This window comes from Streptomyces sp. ME02-8801-2C (genome assembly GCF_033793965.1).
Classification (GTDB): domain Bacteria; phylum Actinomycetota; class Actinomycetes; order Streptomycetales; family Streptomycetaceae; genus Streptomyces.
In genome coordinates this window covers 1-22,758 of the sequence record NZ_JARAXP010000028.1, presented here as the reverse complement: position 1 = coordinate 22,758, position 22,758 = coordinate 1, and the positions used below count along the sequence as shown (strand labels likewise).

Below are 22,758 nucleotides of genomic sequence, written 5' to 3'. Positions count from 1 at the left end.
GGGGCCGCACGGCCCACCGACCCGGCGGGCTCACGAACCGGACGGGCCCACGAGCCAGACGAGCCCACCGACCGGACGGGGCGCGCCAGATGGGGTTCACGGGCCGCACGGGCCCACCAACCAGACGGGCCCACCGACCAAACAGGCTCGCGCGCCGAACGGGCCCGCGCGCCAGATGGGGTTCACGGGCCGGACGGGGCTCACGGCCCGTCGAGCAGCTCCGTCTCCTCGGCCGCTGTCCACGCCCGGGAGGACCCCTCCCACCCCGCCGCGGTCAGTTCGACGTGCCGCAGCCGCGTCAGCAGTTCCCCCGCGTCGACACCGGCCCGCCCCAGTACCTCGACGGCCCGGGACTGCGGATCCCCGACGATCGCCGCGAGCAGATCGATCCCGCGGGCCCGTGCGTCGCCGCGCCGCCCGGCCCGCTCGCACGCCTCCTCCAGCGCGCCCGCCGCGACCGGCGACCAGCCGGCCGCACCCACCGCACCCACCGCCCTCGGCAGCACGGGCAGGGCCCCGGAGTCCTCGACGGAGCTCTGCCAGCGCAGTCCGTAGCCGATGCTGCGCTGCACGAGATAGCCGAGCAACCGCGCGACCTGCGGATCGCCGCCCTCGAACACCACGCGCACCTCGGGATCGGACTCCAGGAGAGTGTGCAGCAGGTGGGCCGTGTCGATCTGCCGGTCCCCGTCCCGCAACGCCCGTCTGCGCGCACCGGCGACCACCGCTGCCAGCTCTGCGGTGAGCCTGGCATCGTTGTCCACGCGGTTCGCGCCGTGCTCAGTGGCCGACTGCCGGGGTATACGGGGCTTACGGGGTTGCACATCTCCCACCCCATCAGCCCCCGCTGATCCGGTCATCCTCGCTGCGCACCATTTCGGGGTCCCACGAGGGGTGTGCATCGCGTGCGCAATCTCCTCCTTACGGATGACATCAGGCCGCTCCGGCACGAATTCGCCACGAAGTCGACGAAGTCGACGCAAGGGGCGCCCGCACCCTTTCCGCGCGCCCCGGGCGCAACCGCACACGTCCCAGACCAACATGGAGAGCAGGTGCTGGCTGGTGGCGCTGCCGGCCACGGACGGCAGACAGTACGTGTACCGGGTGTACGCCCCGGAGGACGCACTGCTCGCCGACCTGTTCCGGGAGACGTGGCACTGCCACGACGAAGGCCCCTTCCCGCGCGCGTGGGACGTGTTCGACGCGGCGGTGATACGGCGGGTGGACAGAGGCCGCGACCTCGACCCCGACAGCAGAACCTGACGACCCGTCAGTATTGAATGTTATAGCCCTTACGGATACGTTCCGCGACACCGCAGCCCGAGACACAGAGGTGGTCGCATGGCCGAAATAAGCGCGGAGGCACGCATCCAGGCACCGGCGGAGAAGATCTGGACGCAGCTGACGGACTGGACGGCGTACGGGGCGTGGAACGCGACCCACACGAGCTTCCCGAAGGGCGGCCCCTCCGCGCTGGAGGTCGGCGGCACCTTCGAGGAGAACATGAAGCTGATGGGCTTCCCGGCCGAGGTCGAGTGGACCATCGCGGAGTTGGAGCCCGCCCGCACCCTGGCCATCCGGGGCAAGGGCCCGATGGCGGTGAGCGTCGCGACGCGCTACACCCTCACCCCCGACGGCGACGCCACGACGGTCCGCATCGACGGCGAGTTCACCGGCGCGGCCGTCTCGCTCATGGCCGGCAAGCTCAAGGACTCGGGCACGGCCGCCCTGAACGAGTCGCTGCGCAAACTGGCCGGCCTGGTGAGCTGAGCCGGCCGCAGCCGACGTACGACGACAGAAAGGCGCCCCGCGGACACTTCCGCGGGGCGCCTGCGCGCACTGGGGGACATGCCGCCGGGGGGGGGCGGACAGGTCTCCGAGAGCGGCCCATCAGTCCTCGTCGGCGAGGATCAGGTACAGCTTCTTGCGCGCTTCGTTGATCACGGCGAGCGCCTTCTCGCGCTGCTCCTTGCTGCCCGTCTTCCAGACCTGGCCGAAGGCCTCCATCAGACCGAAGCCGGCCTGACGGATGTCGTTCAGCGCCTCCCAGTCCATGCCGCGCCCGGCCTCTTCCCAGGGGGCGTCGGGACCCTCGTCGGCCGCGGTACGGCCGGACTCGGTGAGCGCGAACAGCTTCTTGCCGCCCTCGCTCTCGCTGGCGATCAGGCCCTCGTCCTCCAGCAGCTGGAGGGTGGGGTAGACCGAGCCGGGGCTGGGCTTCCACGCCCCTCCGCTGCGCTCGGCGATCTCCTGGATCATCTCGTAGCCGTGCATGGGCCGATCCTTGAGCAGGGCCAGGATCGACGCGCGGACATCACCGCGCCGCGCCCTGCCCCGCGGTCCGCCCCGGCCGCCGCGCCCACCCCAGGGCCCCGGACCGAAGCCGGGACCGCCAGGACCACCGGGACCGGGCCCGAAGGGACCGAAGGCTGATCGCCGCCCCTCGAAGCCGCCACGCCGGAATTTGTCTCCGTGGGAATGCATCGCAACCACTCCGTTCGTTGTCTTGTCGTTGATCTGTCGCGATGTGTCAACGATATATCGAGATAGCTCATCCGACAACCCCCACAAGGAAGTGACCCAGGCCACAGTAGAAACGTGAGCGTTTCGATAGCGGCGAGAGCTAGGCTGACGGCAGCGAAGTGAACGAAACAGTTTCGTACAAGGAGGGTGCCCCCCATGGCCTCCGTACTCGTCGTACACCGCCAGACCCTGCAGCGTCTCGGCCTGCGCATGCTGATCGCGGCCGAGCCCGATCTGACCGTCGTCGGCGAGGCGACGAACGGCGCCGACGCCGTTCGTATGAGTGCCGCGCTCCGGCCGGACGTCGTGCTGATGGACAGCCTCGTGGTCGACACGGACGGGGTGGACGTCATCCGCCGCATCAGCCGGCCTCCCACCCTGCTCCCGGTCTCCGAGCCCGCGAGAGTCGCGGGCAACTCCCCGCGCGTACTGGTCCTGACCCCCACCGACCACGAGAGGCACGCCTACGCGGCCCTGCGGGCCGGAGCCGGCGGGTTCCTTCCCCAGGACGCGACGCCGGAGGAACTGATCGCCGCCGTCCGGATCGTGGCCGCCGGTGACGCCGTCACGACGCCCGCCCTCACCCGCGCGCTCATCGACACCGTCCGACACGAGCGCACCTTCGGCTCACTCGAACGCGAGAGCGAGCTCCACGCACTTACCAGCCGTGAGCGCGACGTCCTGACCGCGGTCGCCGCCGGCTGGTCCAACACCGAGATCGCGACCCGGCTGAACATCTCTCCGACGACGGTCAAGTCCCACGTCAGCCGCATCCTCACCAAGATCGGCGCACGCGCGCGCGTGCAAGCGGTGGTCTTCGCCTACGAGTCCGGCCTGGTACGGCCGGCCGCGGCGGCGGCCTGACGCTCCCGGCCGCGAGGGAAGCCACCGCCCTTCGGCGCCGGGCCCGCCCACGTCCAACGGCCGCCGAATCAGGTCCAGCACCCCGAAATTGGCCTTGGTCCGTCACCCCGCCGCTCGTCTAGCGTCGCCCCATGCGCATTCGAATCGTCGACGCCTTCACCGACCGCCCGTTCGCCGGCAACCCGGCGGGCGTCATGCTCCTCGACGCCTTCCCGGACGACACCCGGCTGCAGCGGATCGCCCTGGAGGTCAACCACGCCGAGACGGCGTTCGCCCACCGCCTGCCCGAGGGCGGCGAGGCCGACTGGGCGCTGCGCTGGTTCACCCCGGCCGCCGAGGTCGCGATGTGCGGCCACGCCACGCTGGCCACGGCCCACGTCCTGCACACCACGGGCGCCCACTCGGGACCCGTACGATTCGCCACCCTGAGCGGCGTCCTCAGCGCGACGCCCCACGAGGACGGCTCGATCACCCTCGACTTCCCCACCGCCCCCCTCACCCGCGTCGAGCCTCCCGCCGAGGTCGCCGAGGCCCTGGGCACCAAGCCGCTCGCGGCCTTCGACACCGGCCCGAACATCGGCGACCTGCTGATCGAGGTCGCCGACGAGAAGACGGTCCTGGGCCTCACCCCCGACCTCAAGGCTCTCGCCGTCCACTCGGAACGCGGTGTCATCGCCACCGCCCGCGCCGAAAACCCGGCCGACGGCTACGACTTCGTCTCGCGCTGCTTCTTCCCGCGGATCGGCATCGACGAGGACCCGGTCACCGGCAGCGCCCACACGGCCCTCGCCCCCTACTGGTCCGAGCGTCTCGGCCGCCCCGACCTCACCGGTCTCCAGGCCTCCGCCCGCACGGGCCTGGTCCGCACGCGACTCCGCGGCGACCGCACCCTGCTGACCGGCCGAGCGGTCACGACCATCGAGGGCGAACTGCTCGTCTGAGGACGCTGCCCACTCACGCGGTGGGCAGCCACCCCACCTTCCCCGCGAGCAACCCGTACCCCACGAACGCTCCGATGTCGAGCAGCGAGTGCGCGACGACCAGGGGGCCCACCCGCCCCCACCGCCGGTAGAGGTACACGAACACCACCCCCATCACCATGTTGCCGATGAACCCGCCGATGCCCTGGTACAGGTGGTACGACCCGCGCAGTACGGAACTGGCCACCAGCGCCGTCCCCGGTGTCCAGCCCAGCTGCTTCAGCCGGCGCAGCAGATAGGCGACGACGATGACCTCCTCCAGTACGGCGTTCTGCACCGCCGAGAGGATCAGCACCGGGTACTTCCACCACACCTCGGGAAGCGCCTCCGGCACCACCGTCAGATTGAAGCCGAGGCCACGGGCCGCGAGGTAGAAGGCGATTCCGCTGCTGCCGATCACCGCCGCGATGGCGGCCCCGCGACCGAGATCTGGCCAGGGCCGGGTCCGGTCGAAGCCCAGCGTCCGCAGCCCCTCCCCCTCGCGCAGCAGGAAGTGCGCGACCAGGGCGACCGGGACCAGCGCCGTCGTGATGCCGAAGAGCTGCCAGGCGAGATCAAGCCATGGACGCCCGGGCGCCGCCGACGCGTTGAGGGTGGCCGCCTGATCCTTGAGGCCGCCCGGTTTCGTGACCGATCCGACAAAGCTGATCAGGGCGGAGACACCACTCGCGCCGAGCGAAAGCCCCAGAACCAACAGCGTCTCGTCCCGAAGAGTCCGTCGCGACGGTTGCTCCTCAGGGATAGAACCAGCCACCTGCACCCCTGCCTCCAGTTGCGTCACCCCGCCGCTTCCGGAGTACCTCCCCTCACCAGGGGAGGAGACCACCGTCGCGTGGGACGTCACAGCTTGCCCGATCGACCTGAGACGGACATGAGCGGCCCCCGCGCGGCGCGGTCCGGGTACGGTCCGGGGCCGGTCAGGAGGCAGCTTGGAGCGGGCACCGGCGCGTGAAGGTCACGCCGCCCCGGGGCGGGCGATCACCCCAGCGGCACCGGTTTCGGCAGGCCCACCGGCCAGGTGTGCACCGGCTCCCCGAGGTGCATCAACTCGCTGTAGCGCCGGGTGGTCGCCGCCAGCGCGGCCTCCCGGGACAGCCCCTTCTCCAGGGCCCGGTGGAAGGTGGCCGCCTGCCAGGACGCTCCGTTGGCCCGGCGCCGGCACCGTTCCTCGATCACCCCGAGGTACAGGTCCCGGTCGGCGGGCTCGACCCCCCACGCGTCGAGGCCGGCCGCGGCGAGCGGCAGCAGTTCGTCCCGTACGAGATGCACGGCGTCGACCTCCGCCGTGCCGCCGAACCGGCCGTGCCGGGGCCACTGGAGCCGCGCGTCGATGCCGTACCGGCAGGCGGCGTCGAAGTTGGCGGCGGCCGCCTCGAAGGGCAGCCGGGTCCACACGGGCCGCGACTCGTCGGCGAGCGCCCGGACGACCCCGTAGTAGAAGGCCGCGTTGGCGATCACATCCGTGACGGTGGGCCCGGCGGGCAGCACCCGGTTCTCGACCCGCAGATGCGGAACGCCGTCCGCGATGCCGTAGACCGGACGGTTCCACCGGTACACGGTGCCGTTGTGCAGGACGAGTTCGCCGAGCTTCGGCACCCCTCCGCCGTCGAGGACGCCCAACGGATCCTCGTCGTCGCAGATCGGCAGGAGAGCCGGGTAGTAGCGCAGGTTCTCCTCGAAGAGGTCGTACGCCGACGAGATCCACCGCTCCCCGAACCAGGTGCGCGGCCTCACGCCCTGCGCCTGGAGCTCCGGCGGACGCGTGTCGGTGGACTGTGTGAACAGCGGGGGCCGCGACTCCCGCCACAGCTCACGGCCGAACAGGAAAGGCGAGTTGGCGCCGATCGCGACCTGCGCGGCGGCGATCGCCTGCGCCGCGTTCCACACATCGGCGAACCGCGCCGGCGTGACCTGGAGGTGCAGTTGTACGGAGGTGCAGGCGGCCTCCGGAGCGATGGACTTCGACGTGCACGACAGGCGCTCCACCCCGTCGATGTCGAGCGTGAAGTCCTCACCGCGGGCCGCCACGATCTGGTCGTTGAGCAAGGCGTAACGGTCGACGGCGGAGAGGTTGGAGGAGACCAGGTCGTCACGGCCGAGCGTCGGCAGGATGCCGATCATCATGATCCCCGCGTCGACCTCGTTCGCCTTTCGATGGGCATACGCCAGGGACGTACGGAGCTCTTCGGCGAGCCGGTCGAAAACGCGGCCGCCGAGGCGATGGGGGGCGATGTTGACTTCCAGATTGAACATGGCGAGTTCTGTTTGGAAATCGCGGCTCGCGATCCTTTCGAGTACTTGCCCATTCATCATTTTCGGCATGCCGTCGGGCCCGACGAGATTCAGCTCGATCTCCAGACCCAGCAGATTCTTCGGGCGGTCGAACCGCTTCTCGGCCAGCAGTCGCTCCAGCCCCGTCAGACACTGCCGGAGCTTGCCGCGGTAGCGCCGGCGATCGGACAGATCGAACTGCCCCGCCACGACCTTCTCCCCCATCGGAAGCGTCCCTCCTCGAATGGGCAGGCCGAAGACCGGCCGCTGATGTCCCGGGTCAGGTGGGATGATGCCCACCCGACGCGATCGATAACGCCCCGTGCGCCACCGTCACCCGCTACGCTGCTCGACGTGTCCGGCGGCACATTCGTCCGGCATGAAGCGACGGACGGTGCGGCCCGGGTACCCCCGACAGAATCGCGCAATCTCGAACTCGTGAGAAACGTCGACGATAATTGGCCGACCGACTTCGGCGCGTATACCGAGGTCATCGCCGCGCAGCAGGCCGGGAATCGGAAAAAAACACCACGCAACGCCGACCGAACAGACTCTTGCTCTTCACGCGGAAAACAGTTAGACGAAACACAGTGTGAACACGTGTCGTATAAACTCCGCGAACAAGGCAGAGAGTCGGCGCCCGGGACCTGGGTCCTGCCGTCCAGGTGACGTACGACAGGCCGCACCCCGTCGCCTCACCCGACCCCCGCCTCTTTGACCCGAGAGACTTCGAGAGCTGACAGCGCCGTCCGCCCCCGCCCCCGCCCTCGCGCCACCTTGCCTGTCGAATGAGAGGCGTTCCGCCATGCCGCTGCATGTCCCCCCGGCACCCGCCCCCGCACTGCGCACCGTCCTCACCGCACTCAGTTCACCCACCGCCGTCCGCGAGGCACCGACCCCCTCCCTCCGCACGGCCCAGGGGCCCACCACTCCCGAGCTGCCGCTTCCCGTACACGTCCTGGACCGGATCACCCCCGCCGGGGCGTCCGCCAGCCGACTGACCGGGTGGCGCTTCCTGATCCGCAGCGGGGACCGCGCGGTGGCCGCCGCCGAGACCATGCTGACCCCTGACGGCTGGGCCTTCTCGCACTTCTTCGAAGGGCCCTACATCGCCTCCACCGAGCGAGCCCTGCGCCAGGCCGAGACCATGAAACAGCCCTACCAGGCGCGACTGCTGTCCGTCCCCGAGCTGTACATGCTCACGCTCTGGCTGCACGGCGACATCACGGCCGACGGCGCCGAGGGCCACCCCGCCGCCACCGACCTCCTCGTCCCGCTGGCACCGGCCCCGCCCGGCATCGCCGCCCACCGTCCGCATCGGGTCGCCGAACTGCTCCCGGTCCTGACCCATCGGGTGACTTCGGCCCCGCTGCTCAGTTCCCCCGCCTGACCGCACACGACACGACACTCTCCGTATTCCCTTGTGCCCCGTCGTCGAATTCCCGTCGGCGGGGCACATTGCTCTTTCGCGCACCATTACGCTCGTACGAGCCATTAAGGGTTTTCGACCCGTCCGGACTAGCCCCATCCGGCCACCAGGAACCACCCAAAGGGACAGCCCAGTTGGACTGAACCGGCCGCGCGGGTGATGCGTCTTCAACCTGTGAGAAGCGGTGCAGCCAAATCCCTGCGGATTGACGCCCGTGGGGCAACACTGGGTTCGAACCGATTTACCACAACGGGGAGCGGCCATGAACAGTGCTTCGAGCCGCAAGACAGACACCACAGCCATCTCACACTCGACGACAGAGCGAAAGATCCCACCAATGTGCCAGCATCAGCCACCGTGCCCGACAGCCCACTCCACCGACCGGGAGTCCGCCCGCCTCATGGCGCACCACCCGGAACAGGGATGGAGCCTGCTGTGCAACGGCGTCCTCCTCTTCGAGGACACCGGTGAGCTCCTGCCCGACGGCCAGATCATCGCCCCGCACCGCGCGATGACGGCCGTCTGAGGACCGCGGACCGGGCATCCTCCGGACGTCAGGAGCGACTGCCCGAACAGCTGAACAGACGAAGAGGGGCCGGCCCGCAGGAACTCGCTGCGAACCGGCCCCGACGCATGTCCGAGGGTCGTTACTCCTGGTAAGCGTCCAGCGGCGGGCAGGAACAGACGAGGTTCCGGTCACCGAAGGCCTGGTCGATCCGGCGCACCGGCGGCCAGTACTTGTCGGCCGCCGAGACCCCGGCCGGGAAGACCGCCTCCTCGCGCGTGTAGGCGTGCGTCCACTCCCCGCCGAGCGCGGCGGCGGTGTGCGGCGCGTTCCGCAGCGGGTTGTCGTCGGCGGGCCAGCCGCCCGTGCCGACCTTCTCGATCTCGCCCCGGATGGCGATCATCGCCTCGCAGAACCGGTCCAGCTCCCCGAGGTCCTCCGACTCGGTCGGCTCGATCATCAGCGTCCCGGCGACCGGGAACGACATGGTCGGCGCGTGGAAGCCGTAGTCGATCAGCCGCTTGGCGATGTCGTCGACGCTCACTCCCGTCGCCTTGCTGATCGGCCGCAGATCGATGATGCACTCGTGCGCGACGAGCCCGCCGGGCCCGGTGTAGAGGACCGGGTAGTGCGGCTCCAGCCGCTTGGCGATGTAGTTGGCGCTCAGCACGGCCACCTGCGTGGCCCGCTTGAGCCCCTCGCCGCCCATCAGCCGGACGTACGCCCACGAGATGGGCAGGATGCCCGCCGAACCCCAGGGCGCCGCCGAGATCGGCCCCACGCCCGTCTCGGGCCCGGCCGCGGGCTGCAGCGGATGGTTGGGCAGATAGGGCGCGAGGTGCTCCCGCACCCCGACCGGGCCCACCCCGGGGCCGCCGCCGCCGTGCGGGATGCAGAACGTCTTGTGCAGGTTCAGATGCGAGACGTCCCCGCCGAAGTGCCCAGGCTTGGCGAGCCCCACCAGTGCGTTGAGGTTGGCCCCGTCGACGTACACCTGACCGCCGGCCTCGTGCACCTGGGCGCAGATGTCGGCGACATGCTCCTCGAACACACCGTGGGTGGACGGGTACGTGATCATCAGCACCGACAGCTCGTCCCGGTACTGCTCGATCTTCGCCCGCAGATCCTCGACGTCGATCTCGCCGTCCCCGGCGGTCTTCACGACGACGACCTTCATCCCGGCCATGACGGCACTCGCCGCGTTGGTCCCGTGCGCGGACGACGGAATCAGACAGACGGTCCGCTGCTCGTCGCCGTTGGCCCGGTGGTATCCGCGTACGGCGAGCAGCCCGGCCAGCTCGCCCTGCGAACCGGCGTTCGGCTGGAGCGACACCTTGTCGTAGCCGGTGACCTCGGCGAGACGTTCCTCCAGCTCCCGGATCAGCGTCAGATAGCCCTCCGCCTGTTCGGCGGGCGCGAAGGGGTGCAGCTGGCCGAACTCGGGCCAGGTGACCGGCTCCATCTCCGTGGTCGCGTTGAGCTTCATCGTGCAGGAGCCCAGCGGGATCATGCCCCGGTCGAGCGCGTAGTCCCGGTCGGCGAGCCGGCGCAGGTAGCGCAGCATCGAGGTCTCGGAGTGGTACTGGTGGAACACGGGGTGGGTGAGGATCTCGTCGGTGCGCAGCAGCGCCTCCGGCAGCGTGTCGCCGGCGTCGGCGTCGAGCGCCTCGGTGTCGCCGTCGACCCCGAACGCCGTCCAGACGGCGGCCAGTTGGTCCCGTGTGGTGGTCTCGTCACAGGAGACGGAGAGCCGGTCGGCGTCGACGACGTGCACGTTGACCCCGTGCTCGCGCGCGGCGGCGGCGACCTCGTCGGCCTTCCCGGGCACCCGCACGGTGAGCGTGTCGAAGTAGGCCCCGTGGACGACCTCGACACCGCCCGCCGTCAGCCCCGCGGCGAGGATGGTGGCGTACCGGTGGGTGCGCCGTGCAATGATCCGCAGCCCCTTGGGTCCGTGGTGGACGGCGTACATGCCGGCCATCACGGCCAGCAGGACCTGGGCCGTACAGATGTTGCTGGTCGCCTTCTCCCGGCGGATGTGCTGCTCGCGCGTCTGCAGTGCGAGCCGGTACGCCTTGTGCCCGTCCGCGTCCACGGAGACACCCACGAGCCGGCCGGGCAGGCTGCGCGCGAACTGCTCGCGTACGGCCATGTATCCGGCGTGCGGCCCGCCGAAGCCCATCGGTACGCCGAAGCGCTGGGTCGTCCCCACCGCGATGTCGGCGCCGAGCTCACCGGGCGAGGTGAGCAGCGTCAGCGCCAGCAGATCGGCGGCGACGGTGACCACGGCGTTGAGCCCGTGCGCCTGGTCGATCACGGGCTTCAGGTCCCGTACGGCACCGGACGCACCCGGGTATTGAAGGAGCACACCGTTGATCTCACGCCCGGCGATGTCGTCCGGAATCCCCGCGCTCAGGTCGGCGACGACGACCTCGACGCCGGTCGGCTCGGCCCGCGTCTCGATGACGGCGATGGTCTGCGGCAGGGCGTCCGCGTCGACGAGGAAGAGGCCCTTCTTGTTCTTGCCCATGCGCCGGGACAGCGCCATCGCCTCGGCGGCCGCGGTGCCCTCGTCGAGCAGTGAGGCGCCGGAGGTGGGCAGCCCGGTGAGGTCGGCGACCATCGTCTGGAAGTTCAGCAGCGCTTCGAGGCGCCCCTGCGAGATCTCCGGCTGGTAAGGCGTGTACGCGGTGTACCAGGCGGGGTTCTCCATCACGTTCCGCAGGATGACCGGCGGGGTGAAGGTCCCGTAGTACCCGAGCCCGATCATGGACCCCAGCACCTGGTTCCGGTCGGCCAGCGACCGCAGCTCGGCCAGCACCTCGGCCTCGGTACGGGCGCTCGGCAGGTCGAGCGCGTCGGCGTTCCTGATCACGTCCGGCACCGCGGCGGCGGTCAGCTCGTCGAGGGAGCCGTATCCGACCTGCGCGAGCATCTTGGCCCGGTCCTCGTGATCGGGCCCGATATGACGCCGCTCGAAGGGCGTTCCCTGTTCGAGTTCGGCGAGCGGAGTGCGGTGGGCGGTCATTACGGAGGCCTCCTGGTCGTCGCGACCTTCGAGGGGCACCCCGGCACGGGTGCCCGAACGGCCTCCCCCTCTGTCATCTCAACCTGAGAGCTTCACCGGACCGCCAACACGCTGACGTCCCGGTTTTCACCGTCGGTGAGAGCGGAAGCCGTCGACACCCGCTCTTCTTTCCAGAGTGACCTCGTCCGTGCGGTACAGGGGCCTGAGAGATTCCGGGGAGGATTTGCTCCTTCGGCGCCTCCGAGGTTCCGGAGGACTCTCCCGCACAGGGTCAGCAGCCATTGGCCAGCCTACCAGCGGGTCCACGCACAGACCTTCGAGTGGCCGCCTTCCCGGATGTGCTCTTTTGTAGTGCTTACGGATGAGTTGCGATCCTACGGAGGCGCCGTGCAGACCGACATCGATCCGCGCAACCTGATCGGCCGCAAGGCCTTCGACCGCAACGGCACCAAGATCGGCACGATCGACGAGATCTACCTCGACGACGCCACGGGAGTGCCGGAGTGGGCGGCCATACGGACAGGGCTGTTCAGCAGGGACGCTTTCGTGCCCCTGGAGCCCAGCGAACTGGTCGACGGCACCCTGCGCATCCCCTTCGAGCGTGCCCTGATCAAGGACGCGCCCGATTTCGGTGTCGGCCGCCACCTCTCCCCGGAACAGGAACTCCAGCTCTACCACCACTACGGCCTCGACGTGGCTCCTCCGCCCCCCTTCCCGGACCACGACTTCGGCAGGCTGGCGGGCACGGACGACTCCTGACCGGAGGACCCCTCATCCGGACCGTCGGGTCGTCGCGGCGCCAGGGCCACCAACGGCAGCGGATCCGCCGGCTCCAGCGCGGGATCGTCGGTCCGGAACGTCCGCACCCGCCCGGGCTGCTCCGAGTCCGGCGTCTCGAACCGGACGGTCACCCGCCCCAGCCCGCTCCCCTGCACCCACCCGGGCCCGAAGTCGGCATGCCGTACGTCGTGCCCGGTGGTCCAGCGCCGCTCGGCGGGCGCCTCCGGCTCCTCGACCGGCTCGTGCTCCGCCTCCCCGTCCGGCTCGAGCGCCGCCAGCTCCCCGGCCGCTTGGGCGAACAGATCCTCCTGCGTGTAGTCGGCGAGGCCGCTCACCCCGACCCCGAGCAGCCGGACGCCCCCGGTGGTGTCCACCGCCTCCAGGAGCCGGGCCGCCGCCTCCCGCACCACCGCGGGGTCGTCAGTGGGCCCCCGGAGCGTCTCGGACCGGGTCAGCGTGGAGAAGTCGTACCGGCGCACCTTGAGGACGATGGTCCGCCCGGACAGCCCCGCACCCCGCAATCGCCGCACACACCGGTCGGCCAGCCGCTGCACCTCGGTGCCTACCCGGCCCCGGTCGTGGATGTCCACGTCATAGGTGTCCTCGACCGACACGGACTTGGTCTCCCGTTCAGCCACCACGGGCCGCTCGTCGTGCGCCAGCGCCATCGCGTACAGCGCGTGCCCGTGCGCCTTCCCCAGCAGCCGTACGAGCTCGTCCTCGCCTGCCTCGGCCAGTTCGTCGACCGTGCTGATCCCGGCCCGCCGCAGATGGTCGCCGGTCGCCGGGCCGACCCCGGGCAGGGTCCGCACCGACATCGGCCCGAGCAGCGCCCGCTCGGTCCCGGGTTCGATCACCACCAGACCGTCCGGCTTGGCCTGTTCCGAGGCGATCTTCGCGAGCATCTTGGAGGCGGCCAGCCCCACCGATCCGGTGAGCCCCGTGACGGCCCGTATGTCCGCGCGCAGCTTGGCCCCGGCCAGCCTGGCCGACCCCTCGTCCCAGGCCGCCTGCCCGGCCTCCAGATCGACGAACGCCTCGTCCAGGCTCAAGGGCTCCACCAGCGGCGACAGCCCGTGCAGGAGTTCCATGACCTGTTCGCTGATCGACCGGTAGAAGGCGCCCCTCGGCACGAGATACGCGGCGTTCGGCGCGAGCCTGCGTGCCTGTGCCATCGGCATCGCGGAGTGCACCCCGAAGACCCGGGCCTCGTAGGAGGCGGTGGCCACCACCCCGCGCGGCCCGAGCCCGCCCACGACTACGGCTTTCCCGCGCAGACTCGGCTTGGACGCCTGCTCCGCCGAGGCGAAGAAGGCATCCATGTCGAGATGCAGGATCGTGGGCACGTTTCTCACATCACCGATGCTGCCCTACGCCACTGACAACGGCCCCGGAAGACGGCGGCGCCAAGTCGGGGATGCCGCTCAGACCGCCCGGTTGCGCCGCCGCGCCAGCTCGTCCGTGGGGTTGTGCCCCACCAGCGTCTCGCCCGTGTCGACGCGTTCCCCGTGCAGCTGCGAGAGAGCGCTTTCCACATCCCGCCACACCACGCCCACGGCGATACCGAAGATGCCCTGACCGCCCTGGAGCAGCGCGTGCACCTCGTCCGGGGACGTGCACTCGTAGACCGTCGCGCCGTCGCTCATCAACGTCAGCCGCTCCAGATCGCGGAACTCGCACGCCCGAAGATGCTGAACGGCCGTACGGATGTTCTGCAATGAGACGCCGGTGTCCAGAAAGCGCTTGACGATCTTCAGGACCACAACATCGCGGAAGCTGTAGAGACGCTGCGTCCCCGACCCGTGGGCGGGCCGCACGCTCGGCTCGACCAGGCCGGTGCGCGCCCAGTAGTCCAACTGCCGATAAGTGATGCCGGCCGCCGCGCACGCCGTGGGGCCGCGGTAGCCGATCTCCTCGGACGCCATGGATGTCGCCCCTCCGCCGCCTGCTACAGCCGTCGGCCGCGAGACGTGATCGACCGCGTCGCCGTGATGGGGGTCCCCCCAGCTCGAGCGTTGCCGAGAGCCTGGGGGAGGGTACGGGCCACTCTCCCCGAGACCGCGTCCGGGGGCACCCCCAGCCGTACCGTCGCCGCTGCTTCTCACGCCGACCTCCGTCCTTGACCTGCCTTCTTGACGGTAGGCAGTCCCCAGGGGCGCGTCAACGATCGCCACACTCGGCACGCCGAGTGATAATCACCCTAGGAGTGGTTTCCCGTACCCCACCGCGGGGAAAGGCTAGCCGAATGCGCTCCGCCAGAGCCGCACGACGCTCTCACACGCTGCTGGCAATTGCCATCATTCGTGACGCCGTGGGCCAAAAGACAGACCCCACGGACCAGTGGGTCCGTGGGGCGGCAGGAGCCTCTACAGCCTTGGTTTGAGGCTCACTGACTGTTGGTACCGAAGTCCTCGGGAGAGATCTGGTCGAGGAACTCGCGGAACTTCTCCACTTCGTCCTCCTGCTCGTCGGGGATCGCGATCCCGGCGTCGTCGAGCACACCGTCACTGCCGTAGATCGGCGTCCCGGTACGCAGCGCAAGCGCTATGGCGTCGGACGGACGGGCACTCACCTCGACTCCACTGGCGAACACCAACTCCGCGTAGAACACACCCTCACGCAGATCGGTGATCCGCACCTCGGTGAGTTCCTGGCCGACGGCCTCCAGCACGTCCTTGAACAGGTCGTGGGTCAGCGGTCGCGCGGGGGCCATGCCCTGCTGGGCGAAGGCGATCGCTGTCGCCTCACCCGGTCCGATCCAGATGGGAAGGTAGCGGTCGCCTCCCACTTCACGCAGGAGCACGATCGGTTGGTTGGAGGGCATTTCGACCCGGACACCTACGACATCGAGCTCGTTCACACAGCAACCCTAGGCCGTGCCCGGGATGTTTGGGTAGTCGGGCACGGAACGGGCGGCCGATCCACCCCCCGGCGACCTCGGCTCAGGGCTGCCGCACACCCAGCGCGATGCGCACCAGGGCCGCGTGCAGCTTGACCGTGAGCCCGGCCAGTTCCTTGCTGCGGGCCTCCGCTAGGGCCCTGGTCTGCGGATTGCGGTGACGCTTGAGCGGGGCCACCACCTGGTCGACCAGACCGGCCTCGCGTTCGGCCGCGGCCTTCATCACCCGCAGATGCCGTGGCTCGATCCCGAACCGCCCCAGCTCGGCGACGAGCGTGGCGACAGTGACCGTCTCCGCGTCGTACGCCCCGTCGGGCAGCGGCACGACCAGCCCGTACGACTGCCACTCCTCGAGTTCCTCGTCGCCGATCTCCGCGGCGGCCAGCAGCTCGGAACGGCCGATGCGGACGGCGGTGGGCCCCTCGGCCTCCAGAACCGGCTCGCCGTCCCGCTGGCGGCCTACGGTGGGCAGCGGGACGGCTTCCCCGCGCTCCATGGCGTCCAGGTACTCCCTGATCACCTTCAGCGGCAGATAGTGGTCCCGCTGCATCCTCAGCACCTGGCTGAGGCGTTCGACGTCCTCGGGACTGAACTTGCGGTACCCGGACGGGGTCCGCTGCGGCTCGATGAGCCCTTCCGACTCCAGGAAACGGATCTTGGAGATGGTGACTTCGGGAAACTCGTCACGCAGTGCGGTCAGCACTGCGCCGATACTCATCAGCCCGTTGTCCGTGGCGGCGATGCCGTGCCCGGCACCGCCGCTCGGTGTTTGAAGCATGGACCTTTCGGTCCTTCCGTGGGGAAGCCCCCCGGACTCGGTCCGGAGGAGGGTCAGTAGCCCCGCTGGCTCGCGTAGAACACCAGCCGGTACTTGCCGATCTGCACCTCGTCACCGTTCGACAGCGCGACCTCGTCGATCCGCTCACGGTTGACGTACGTGCCGTTGAGGCTGCCCACATCGGCGACCGTGAACATGCCGTCCTGGCCCCGCCGGAACTCCACGTGCCGGCGCGACACCGTCACGTCGTCCAGGAAGATGTCGCTCTGCGGATGACGCCCGGCAGTGGTCAGCTCCCCGTCCAGGAGGAAACGGCTGCCCGAGTTCGGGCCACGGCGCACCACCAGAAGCGCCGAGCCGAGCGGCAGGGCATCCACCGCCGCCTGCGCCTCGGGCGACAGCATCGGCATCTGCGTCTGACCGGTGACCTCGGCGTCGTACGCCTCGATCCCGGAGATGGAGATCGTGGACGTAGTCTCCGACGGACGCTCGGCGGAGACCCCTGCCCTCAGCGGCGCGCCGCAGTTGGAGCAGAAGCGGCTGTTCTCCGCATTGCGGTTACCGCACCTCGTACACACCAGGGCCGACATCGACGGATCCTCCTGCCGCGGCTGCCCCGCCGGGGCATTGGACGCATACGGACCGGAGGAAAACTCTCCACCCGTACCTGAGGTTGACGGTTCCCCGAAACCTATGCGCCCGGACTGGGCAGGGTCAACAGACGGCGCGCCCTGACCTCCAGGAACGTCACCGCCCGGACCTCCGACCTGGTCCCGGAACAGCGGACGCTGGCCGTCCGCGTCAGGCTGTGCGCGATGCCGGGCAGTGGCATTGTCGCTGCCCTCTCGCGCGCTCTTGCCGAACAACTTCGCAAACAACTTCACGGGCGATTCCCCTTGACCGAAACAGACCCGCCCGTGGGGCAGGACGAACCCTGACTGCACCTACCGGTCGACCCGGACATCCTCACAACGTCCGCCGCCACCTGACAGTTTCCACCACGCACCACCCATTCGGTGCGCCGACCCCCCGCAACCTCATGCCCTCCCCGGACAGCCCTCATGCACCCCCGGTTCACTCGGAGGACGACCGAGCGTAGTCAGGCTGCTTCGCAGCTCGCAAGGCGTCCACGACGATCTTGGTCGCCCGCTCCACGGTAACGGTGGCCTGCTCCTTCTCCAGGGTCTGCACCACGCCCCCGGGGATGTTGAGCGCCGGCTCGAGGTCCTGGGGCTTGCCGATGACCTTGAAACGATAGGGAGAGTCGATCTTGTTCCCGTCGACGCTCACTCCCCCACTGTCCTCGTCCGCCAGAAAGGTCCCCGCGACCACCCGTACACCGTTCACCTGGATCGCCTCGGCACCGGCCGCACGCAACTCCTGAATCGCGTCGAGCAGCATGTCGGCTTCGACCGTTCCCTTCGTGTCCACGACGGTCAGCGTGATCCCGGGCCCCTGCGCGGCCACCGTGCCCGCCAGGATGCCCAGTTGCCGCTCCTTCTCGACCGTCTGCTTCCGGGCCTCCTCAGCTTGGTCCGAGCTGTTCTCCAACTCGGCCCGCTGATCTTCGAGACCCTGCTTCTCGTCCTCAAGACGCTGCGTACGGTCATCCAGTTCATCGAGGATGCGCACGAGATCTTCCTGACGCGCACCCCGTAGCGCACCGTCGTTGTCACTGGTGGACGCCACCTGCACCGCGAGCCCGAATCCAAGCCCGAACAGCAGCAGGGCGACGATGAGTTGGGCCCGGGTCACCCGCGGCGGCCACAGCCCATTCACCAGCCGCTGACGGCCGGTCACGGACGGCTCGGGCGCTTCCTCGGCCACCGCCTCCGCTGCCTGGGCGTCAGAGGCTTCCGTGGGCGTGACGGCGACCTCCTCGGGAAGTTCCTCACGCAACCGCTTCTCGCCCGCGTCGTTCCTGTCGTTGTCACTCATCGGCGTCAGGCCCGGAACACGTGCCGACGGATCGCCGCGGCATTCGAGAAGATACGGATACCGAGGACCACGACGACACCGGTCGACAACTGCGCGCCTACACCCAGCTTGTCGCCCAGGAAGACGATCAGCGCGGCCACGACGACATTCGACAGGAACGACACCACGAAGACCTTGTCGACGAAGATCCCGTCGAGCATGGCCCGCAGACCGCCGAACACGGCGTCCAGCGCCGCGACGACGGCGATCGGAAGGTAGGGCTCGACGACAGCCGGCACCTCGGGCCGGACCAACAATCCAGCCACGACTCCCACGACGAGGCCCAGTACCGCGATCACGATGTGCCCTTCTCTGTGCTCGGCTGTGCTGTACGTACGATCACACTCGGTGCGGCGGGCAGCCGGAGGTCGCTCTCCACGGAGATTCTGGTCCGGATATCGAAGTTCTCCTGCAGCGCGTGCAGATACAGTCCGTCGGCGCTGTCCTGGAACCTGCTGCTCAGCCGCTTGCCGTCCCCCACCGCGAGCACCGTGTACGGCGGCACCAGCGGCTTGTTGTCGACCAGTATCGCGTCTCCCGCGGCCCGGATCGCCGACAGGGCCGTCAGCCGCTGCCCGTTGATGGCGATGGCCTCGGCCCCCGACTGCCACAGACCGTTGACGACCCGCTGCATGTCCCGGTCGCGCACCCGCCCCGTGTCGGAGAACCCGGAGGTCTCCCGCGCGTCCCCGCCGGCCCCCGTGCTGGCTTCCTTCGCGTCGTCCACGACGAGCTTGACACCGGGTCCGTGCACCTCGGTCGCGCCCGACAGGATGCCCACCAGGTCGGCCCTGCCACTGACGCCGTCCGACTTCAGCGCCGCACGCTGACGGGCGCTCACATCGTCGCGCAGCTGGTCGACCTTCTTCTCCAGTTTGTCGGCCGCATCGGTCTCGCGGTCGATACGGTCGATCAGTTCCTCGCGTTCCTTGGCGACCACGGGTGCTGCCACCCGCGCCTGGGCCGCCCCCACGGTCACGACGAGAGCGGCGAGCACCAGACCGGCGGCGAGGCCCAGCTTCGACCTCAACGGCCTGGGCAGACCGCCATCGCCCGTGGCCTTCCTACGGGCGGCCGCCTCGGCGTACCCCTCGTCGAGGCTGTGGTCCATGACGTTGGTGAGCAGCGACATGGACGCGTCCGGGCGGGCACGGCTCGTGGGGATGCTCCGAACGGGGGGCTGCTGCGGCATGCCGCACATCGTCCCACGTCGCGACCACTGCCTCCGAACGGCCCCACGCGCGTGCCGGACAGGCCCCCTTGGGGACCCCTTGTCCGGCACGCGCGCATGTACCGCGATTCAGCGACCGGCGCCGTCCACGACGGCGGACCACTCGTCGAGCAGCGCCTGGGCGGAAGCGTCGTCGGGTCCCTCTGCCCACAGATGCGTGACAGCCTCAGCCGGGTCCGGCAGAACCATCACCCACCGCCCGTCCGTCTCGACCACTCGGACCCCGTCGGTGGTGTCGACGAACCGCTCTCCGGCCTCCTCCACGACCCGGCGCATGACAAGGCCCTTGACGGCCCACGGAGTCGCCAGATCCCGCTTCAGGACGTGCGCCCGCGGAATCCTCGCGTCGATCTGGCTGAGGGTGAGCTGCGTCCGCGCGACCAGCCCGATGAGCCGTACGAAGGCCGCCGAGCCGTCGAACACACTGCTGAACTCCGGCACGATGAATCCACCGCGGCCGTCGCCACCGAAGATGGTCGACTCGTCCCGCCCGACCCGGGTCAGATCGTCCGGCGACGTGGTCGTCCACTCCACCTGGGTCCCGTGATAGGCCGCGACCTGCTCGGCGATCCGGGTGGTGGTCACCGGCAGCGCCACGCGCCCACTTCGCCGTTCCGCGGCCACCAGATCGAGCATGACGAGAAGCGCCCGATCGTCCTCGATGATCCGCCCCTTCTCGTCGACGAGCGACAGCCGCTCGCCCACCGGGTCGAAACGCACCCCGAAGGCGGCGCCTGCCGACGCCACGATCTCGCCGAGCCGCACCATCCCGGATCGCCGGGTCTCTGCGGACTCCGTCGGCCTGGATTCGTCGAGCCCCGGATTGATGGTCAGCGAATCCACGCCGAGCTTCCCGAGCAGACTGGGCAGGACAAGTCCCGCACTGCCGTTGGACGCGTCCACGACGACCTTGAGCCCGGACTCCGCGATCCCGGTCGTGTCGACGTTCCGCAGCAACGACCCCGTGTAGGAGTCGAACACACTCGCCGGGAAATGCAGATCCCCGATCTCTCCAGGGAACGCCCGCCTGTACTCCTGCCGCGCGAACACCCGGTCCAGCTTCCGCTGACTCCCCTGCGAGAGATCGGCCCCTTGCCCGTCGAAGAACATGATGTCGACGGAATCAGGAACCCCGGGCGTCGTCCGGATCATGATCCCCCCGGCACTCCCCCGCGCGGTCTGCTGCCGAGCCACCGGCAGCGGTACGTTCTCCAGATCCCGTACGTCGATGGCGCTGGTCTGCAACGCGGAGATGACCGCCCGCTTCAGCGCCCGGGCGCCTCGGGAGTGGTCGCGGGCGGTGGTGACCGTGGACCCCTTCTTCAGGGTGGTCGCATAGGCGCCGGCCAACCGCACGGCCAGCTCGGGTGTGATCTCGACGTTCAGAATCCCGGAGACTCCACGGGCGCCGAAGAGATGTGCCTGTCCTCTGGATTCCCAGATCACCGACGTGTTGACGAAGGCGCCGGCCTCGATCGTCTTGAAGGGGTAAACGCGTACGTTCCCCTGAATGATCGATTCCTCACCGACGAGACACTCGTCGCCGATGACCGCCCCGTCCTCGATCCTCGCCGCGCGCATGATGTCGGTGTTCTTCCCGACCACACATCCACGCAGATTGCTGTGCTGGCCGATGTACACGTTGTCGTGCACCACGGCCTTGTGAAGAAAGGCCCCGCTCTTGACGACGACGTTCGAGCCCACCACCGTGTGCTCGCGGATTTCCGCACCTGCCTCGACCTTGGCGTAGTCCCCGATGTAGAGAGGTCCACGAAGCACGGCATCGGGATGCACCTCGGCACCCTCCGCGACCCACACTCCGGGCGAGATCTCAAAGCCGTCGAGCTCGACATCGACCTTGCCCTCAAGGACGTCCGCCTGAGCCTTCACGTAGCTCTCGTGCGTACCGACGTCCTCCCAGTAGCCCTCGGCGATATAGCCGTAGACCAGCCGTCCCTCTTTCATCAGCTGTGGGAAGACGTCGCCCGACCAGTCGACGGAAACATCGGCCTCGACATAGTCGAAGACCTCGGGCTCCATGACGTAGATACCGGTGTTGACGGTGTCGGAGAACACCTGCCCCCAGGTCGGCTTCTCGAGGAAGCGCTCGACCTTGCCTTCCTCGTCGACGATGGTGATACCGAATTCCAGTGGATTCGGCACCCTCGTCAGGCAGACAGTCACGAGAGCACCTTTTTCCTTGTGGAAATTGATGAGCTCGGTGAGGTCGAAGTCGGTCAGCGCATCACCGGAGATGACGAGAAACGTGTCGTCCTTCAGCGCGTCTTCGGCGTTCTTGACGCTTCCGGCGGTACCGAGTGGCTTCTCCTCATTGGCATACGTGAGCTCCATACCGAGCTCTTCGCCATCACCGAAGTAGTTCTTGACGAGCGATGCCAGGAACTGCACGGTAACGACTGTCTCGTTGAGCCCATGCCTTTTGAGCAGCCGTAGCACATGCTCCATGATCGGCCGATTGGCCACTGGCAGGAGCGGCTTGGGCATGCTTGAGGTCATTGGGCGAAGGCGCGTGCCTTCGCCTCCGGCCATCACGACGGCCTTCATGTCGGAAGCGTCCTCCTTGAAGAGACGGTCTAGCCGACTTCACCCGTCCAGATTGTCCCGCACTTTTCCGAAGCGGGCCATCGAGCCACTGCTGTCGCCCAATCCGCGAGCTCAATCGGCCATGGCGTCCGCTCGGACCAGCCGGCGGACTTGCACCATGTAGAGGACTCCTGCCCACCAGTACAGGGTTGTACCCCATCCGGCGAACGCCCATCCGAAAATAGCAGCGAGTGACGAGATCCATCCGCTTCCGTCACTGAGTAGAAGTAGCGGGAACGCGTACATCAGGTTGAACGTAGCGGCCTTCCCCAGGAAGTTCACCTGCGGCGGCGGATACCCATGGCGCCTGAGGATGCCCACCATCACCAGCAGAACCAGCTCTCGCGCCAACAGCGCAGCGGTCAACCAGATTGGCAGAATCTCGCGCCATGTGAGACCGACCAATGTCGAGAGAATGTAGAGCCGGTCGGCCGCAGGATCAAGAAGTCGTCCAAGACTGCTGATCTGGTTCCAGCGCCTCGCAAGCTTGCCGTCCAGATAGTCACTGATCCCGCTCAGCATCAGCACCAGAAGTGCCCAGCCGTCACTCTGCGGGCCGCCGAACTCAGGCAGAAGGATCAGCCAGAGAAAAACGGGTACGCCGACAAGACGCGCCATGCTGAGGATGTTCGGGATAGTGAGGACCCGGTCTGTCTGGACGCGGGTCTCCTGGACCTCCACCCGGGGGCCTCCTGTAGGAAATGGGCCGACGATGCCCCCTGACCCTACCTCAACGCAAAAAAGCTCCGGCCCTCGGGCAGCATGCCCAAGAGCCGGAGCTATAAAAGGAGTTCGGCGGTGTCCTACTCTCCCACAGGGTCCCCCCTGCAGTACCATCGGCGCTGTGAGGCTTAGCTTCCGGGTTCGGAATGTAACCGGGCGTTTCCCT

Annotated in this window: 22 protein-coding genes, 1 rRNA gene and 1 riboswitch; of the genes, 7 read left to right on the top strand and 16 right to left on the bottom strand. The window is 68.8% G+C overall.

The genetic code is table 11. The annotated features are described in order from the left end of the window. Positions 1 to 200: 200 nt before the first annotated feature. A complete protein-coding gene (locus PV396_RS42175) occupies positions 201 to 860 on the bottom strand; it encodes a Clp protease N-terminal domain-containing protein (protein ID WP_319213667.1) in 660 nt (219 codons plus the stop codon). 202 nt (positions 861 to 1,062) lie between these two features. Between PV396_RS42175 and PV396_RS42170 the strand changes: the two genes are divergently transcribed. Together PV396_RS42170 and PV396_RS42165 are read left to right on the top strand one after the other, a co-directional pair. Next, the gene (locus PV396_RS42170; protein WP_319213710.1) at positions 1,063 to 1,263 is read left to right on the top strand and encodes a hypothetical protein; all 201 of its coding nucleotides are present in this window, start codon (positions 1,063 to 1,065) and stop codon (positions 1,261 to 1,263) included. Positions 1,264 to 1,341: 78 nt separating this feature from the next. Next, on the top strand, positions 1,342 to 1,770 hold the full coding sequence (locus PV396_RS42165) for an SRPBCC family protein (RefSeq protein ID WP_319213666.1): 429 nt from the start codon (positions 1,342 to 1,344) through the stop codon (positions 1,768 to 1,770). A gap of 120 nt (positions 1,771 to 1,890) precedes the next feature. On the opposite strand, the gene PV396_RS42160 is transcribed toward PV396_RS42165, so the two are convergent. Then, positions 1,891 to 2,484, bottom strand: coding sequence for a PadR family transcriptional regulator (locus PV396_RS42160; RefSeq protein WP_319213665.1), 594 nt, complete (start codon positions 2,482 to 2,484; stop codon positions 1,891 to 1,893). 195 nt (positions 2,485 to 2,679) lie between these two features. Between PV396_RS42160 and PV396_RS42155 the strand changes: the two genes are divergently transcribed. Both PV396_RS42155 and PV396_RS42150 read left to right on the top strand, forming a co-directional pair. Further along, on the top strand, positions 2,680 to 3,387 hold the full coding sequence (locus PV396_RS42155; RefSeq protein ID WP_319213664.1) for a response regulator transcription factor: 708 nt from the start codon (positions 2,680 to 2,682) through the stop codon (positions 3,385 to 3,387). Positions 3,388 to 3,518: 131 nt separating this feature from the next. Then, positions 3,519 to 4,328 carry a PhzF family phenazine biosynthesis protein gene (locus PV396_RS42150; RefSeq protein ID WP_319213663.1) on the top strand — a complete coding sequence of 270 codons (810 nt, stop codon included), beginning with the start codon at positions 3,519 to 3,521 and terminating at the stop codon, positions 4,326 to 4,328. A 13-nt stretch (positions 4,329 to 4,341) separates the two neighbouring features. Here the strand turns inward: PV396_RS42150 and PV396_RS42145 are convergent, their stop codons facing one another. Both PV396_RS42145 and PV396_RS42140 read right to left on the bottom strand, forming a co-directional pair. Further along, entirely contained in the window at positions 4,342 to 5,148 is an 807-nt protein-coding gene (locus PV396_RS42145) for a type II CAAX endopeptidase family protein (RefSeq protein WP_319213662.1), read from the bottom strand. 197 nt (positions 5,149 to 5,345) lie between these two features. Then, positions 5,346 to 6,863, bottom strand: a complete 1,518-nt coding sequence (locus PV396_RS42140; RefSeq protein ID WP_319213661.1) for a glutamate--cysteine ligase — start codon at positions 6,861 to 6,863, stop codon at positions 5,346 to 5,348. A 580-nt stretch (positions 6,864 to 7,443) separates the two neighbouring features. Between PV396_RS42140 and PV396_RS42135 the strand changes: the two genes are divergently transcribed. Beyond that, on the top strand, positions 7,444 to 8,028 hold the full coding sequence (locus PV396_RS42135; RefSeq protein WP_319213660.1) for a hypothetical protein: 585 nt from the start codon (positions 7,444 to 7,446) through the stop codon (positions 8,026 to 8,028). Positions 8,029 to 8,404: 376 nt separating this feature from the next. Further along, a complete protein-coding gene (locus PV396_RS42130) occupies positions 8,405 to 8,593 on the top strand; it encodes a DUF5999 family protein (RefSeq protein WP_053740726.1) in 189 nt (62 codons plus the stop codon). A gap of 121 nt (positions 8,594 to 8,714) precedes the next feature. Here PV396_RS42130 and gcvP read toward each other — a convergent pair whose 3' ends face one another. Further along, positions 8,715 to 11,600: an aminomethyl-transferring glycine dehydrogenase gene (gene gcvP / locus PV396_RS42125; RefSeq protein ID WP_319213659.1), complete on the bottom strand. Its 2,886-nt coding sequence runs from the start codon at positions 11,598 to 11,600 to the stop codon at positions 8,715 to 8,717. A 180-nt stretch (positions 11,601 to 11,780) separates the two neighbouring features. Continuing rightward, positions 11,781 to 11,874: riboswitch (glycine riboswitch) on the bottom strand. A 113-nt stretch (positions 11,875 to 11,987) separates the two neighbouring features. On the opposite strand from gcvP, the gene PV396_RS42120 reads away from it, so the two are divergent. Beyond that, positions 11,988 to 12,359: a PRC-barrel domain-containing protein gene (locus tag PV396_RS42120; RefSeq protein ID WP_319213658.1), complete on the top strand. Its 372-nt coding sequence runs from the start codon at positions 11,988 to 11,990 to the stop codon at positions 12,357 to 12,359. On the opposite strand, the gene PV396_RS42115 is transcribed toward PV396_RS42120, so the two are convergent. The 11 genes from PV396_RS42115 to rrf all read right to left on the bottom strand — a co-directional run. After that, the gene (locus PV396_RS42115; protein WP_319213657.1) at positions 12,281 to 13,735 is read right to left on the bottom strand and encodes a DNA polymerase IV; all 1,455 of its coding nucleotides are present in this window, start codon (positions 13,733 to 13,735) and stop codon (positions 12,281 to 12,283) included. The two genes, PV396_RS42120 and PV396_RS42115, sit on opposite strands and share 79 nt — an antisense overlap. Before the next feature lie 69 nt (positions 13,736 to 13,804). After that, the gene (locus PV396_RS42110; RefSeq protein ID WP_319213656.1) at positions 13,805 to 14,485 is read right to left on the bottom strand and encodes a MerR family transcriptional regulator; all 681 of its coding nucleotides are present in this window, start codon (positions 14,483 to 14,485) and stop codon (positions 13,805 to 13,807) included. 281 nt (positions 14,486 to 14,766) lie between these two features. Continuing rightward, on the bottom strand, positions 14,767 to 15,240 hold the full coding sequence (locus PV396_RS42105; protein WP_006123076.1) for a bifunctional nuclease family protein: 474 nt from the start codon (positions 15,238 to 15,240) through the stop codon (positions 14,767 to 14,769). An 82-nt stretch (positions 15,241 to 15,322) separates the two neighbouring features. Next, on the bottom strand, positions 15,323 to 16,057 hold the full coding sequence (locus PV396_RS42100) for a MerR family transcriptional regulator (RefSeq protein ID WP_319213655.1): 735 nt from the start codon (positions 16,055 to 16,057) through the stop codon (positions 15,323 to 15,325). Positions 16,058 to 16,110: 53 nt separating this feature from the next. Beyond that, complete coding sequence (locus PV396_RS45285; RefSeq protein WP_416071578.1) at positions 16,111 to 17,001, bottom strand: FHA domain-containing protein; 891 nt, start codon at positions 16,999 to 17,001, stop codon at positions 16,111 to 16,113. Positions 17,002 to 17,131: 130 nt separating this feature from the next. After that, positions 17,132 to 17,995, bottom strand: a complete 864-nt coding sequence (locus PV396_RS42090) for a DUF881 domain-containing protein (RefSeq protein ID WP_319213653.1) — start codon at positions 17,993 to 17,995, stop codon at positions 17,132 to 17,134. A 5-nt stretch (positions 17,996 to 18,000) separates the two neighbouring features. Beyond that, the gene (locus PV396_RS42085) at positions 18,001 to 18,333 is read right to left on the bottom strand and encodes a small basic family protein (RefSeq protein WP_006376801.1); all 333 of its coding nucleotides are present in this window, start codon (positions 18,331 to 18,333) and stop codon (positions 18,001 to 18,003) included. Then, positions 18,330 to 19,166, bottom strand: coding sequence for a DUF881 domain-containing protein (locus tag PV396_RS42080; RefSeq protein ID WP_319213709.1), 837 nt, complete (start codon positions 19,164 to 19,166; stop codon positions 18,330 to 18,332). The genes PV396_RS42085 and PV396_RS42080 overlap by 4 nt, the downstream gene beginning before the upstream one ends. Before the next feature lie 168 nt (positions 19,167 to 19,334). Beyond that, entirely contained in the window at positions 19,335 to 21,830 is a 2,496-nt protein-coding gene (locus PV396_RS42075) for a mannose-1-phosphate guanyltransferase (protein WP_319213652.1), read from the bottom strand. A gap of 111 nt (positions 21,831 to 21,941) precedes the next feature. Next, positions 21,942 to 22,550 carry a CDP-alcohol phosphatidyltransferase family protein gene (locus PV396_RS42070; RefSeq protein WP_319213651.1) on the bottom strand — a complete coding sequence of 203 codons (609 nt, stop codon included), beginning with the start codon at positions 22,548 to 22,550 and terminating at the stop codon, positions 21,942 to 21,944. A gap of 109 nt (positions 22,551 to 22,659) precedes the next feature. Next, positions 22,660 to 22,758, bottom strand: a 5S ribosomal RNA gene (gene rrf, locus PV396_RS42065); the annotation flags it as partial.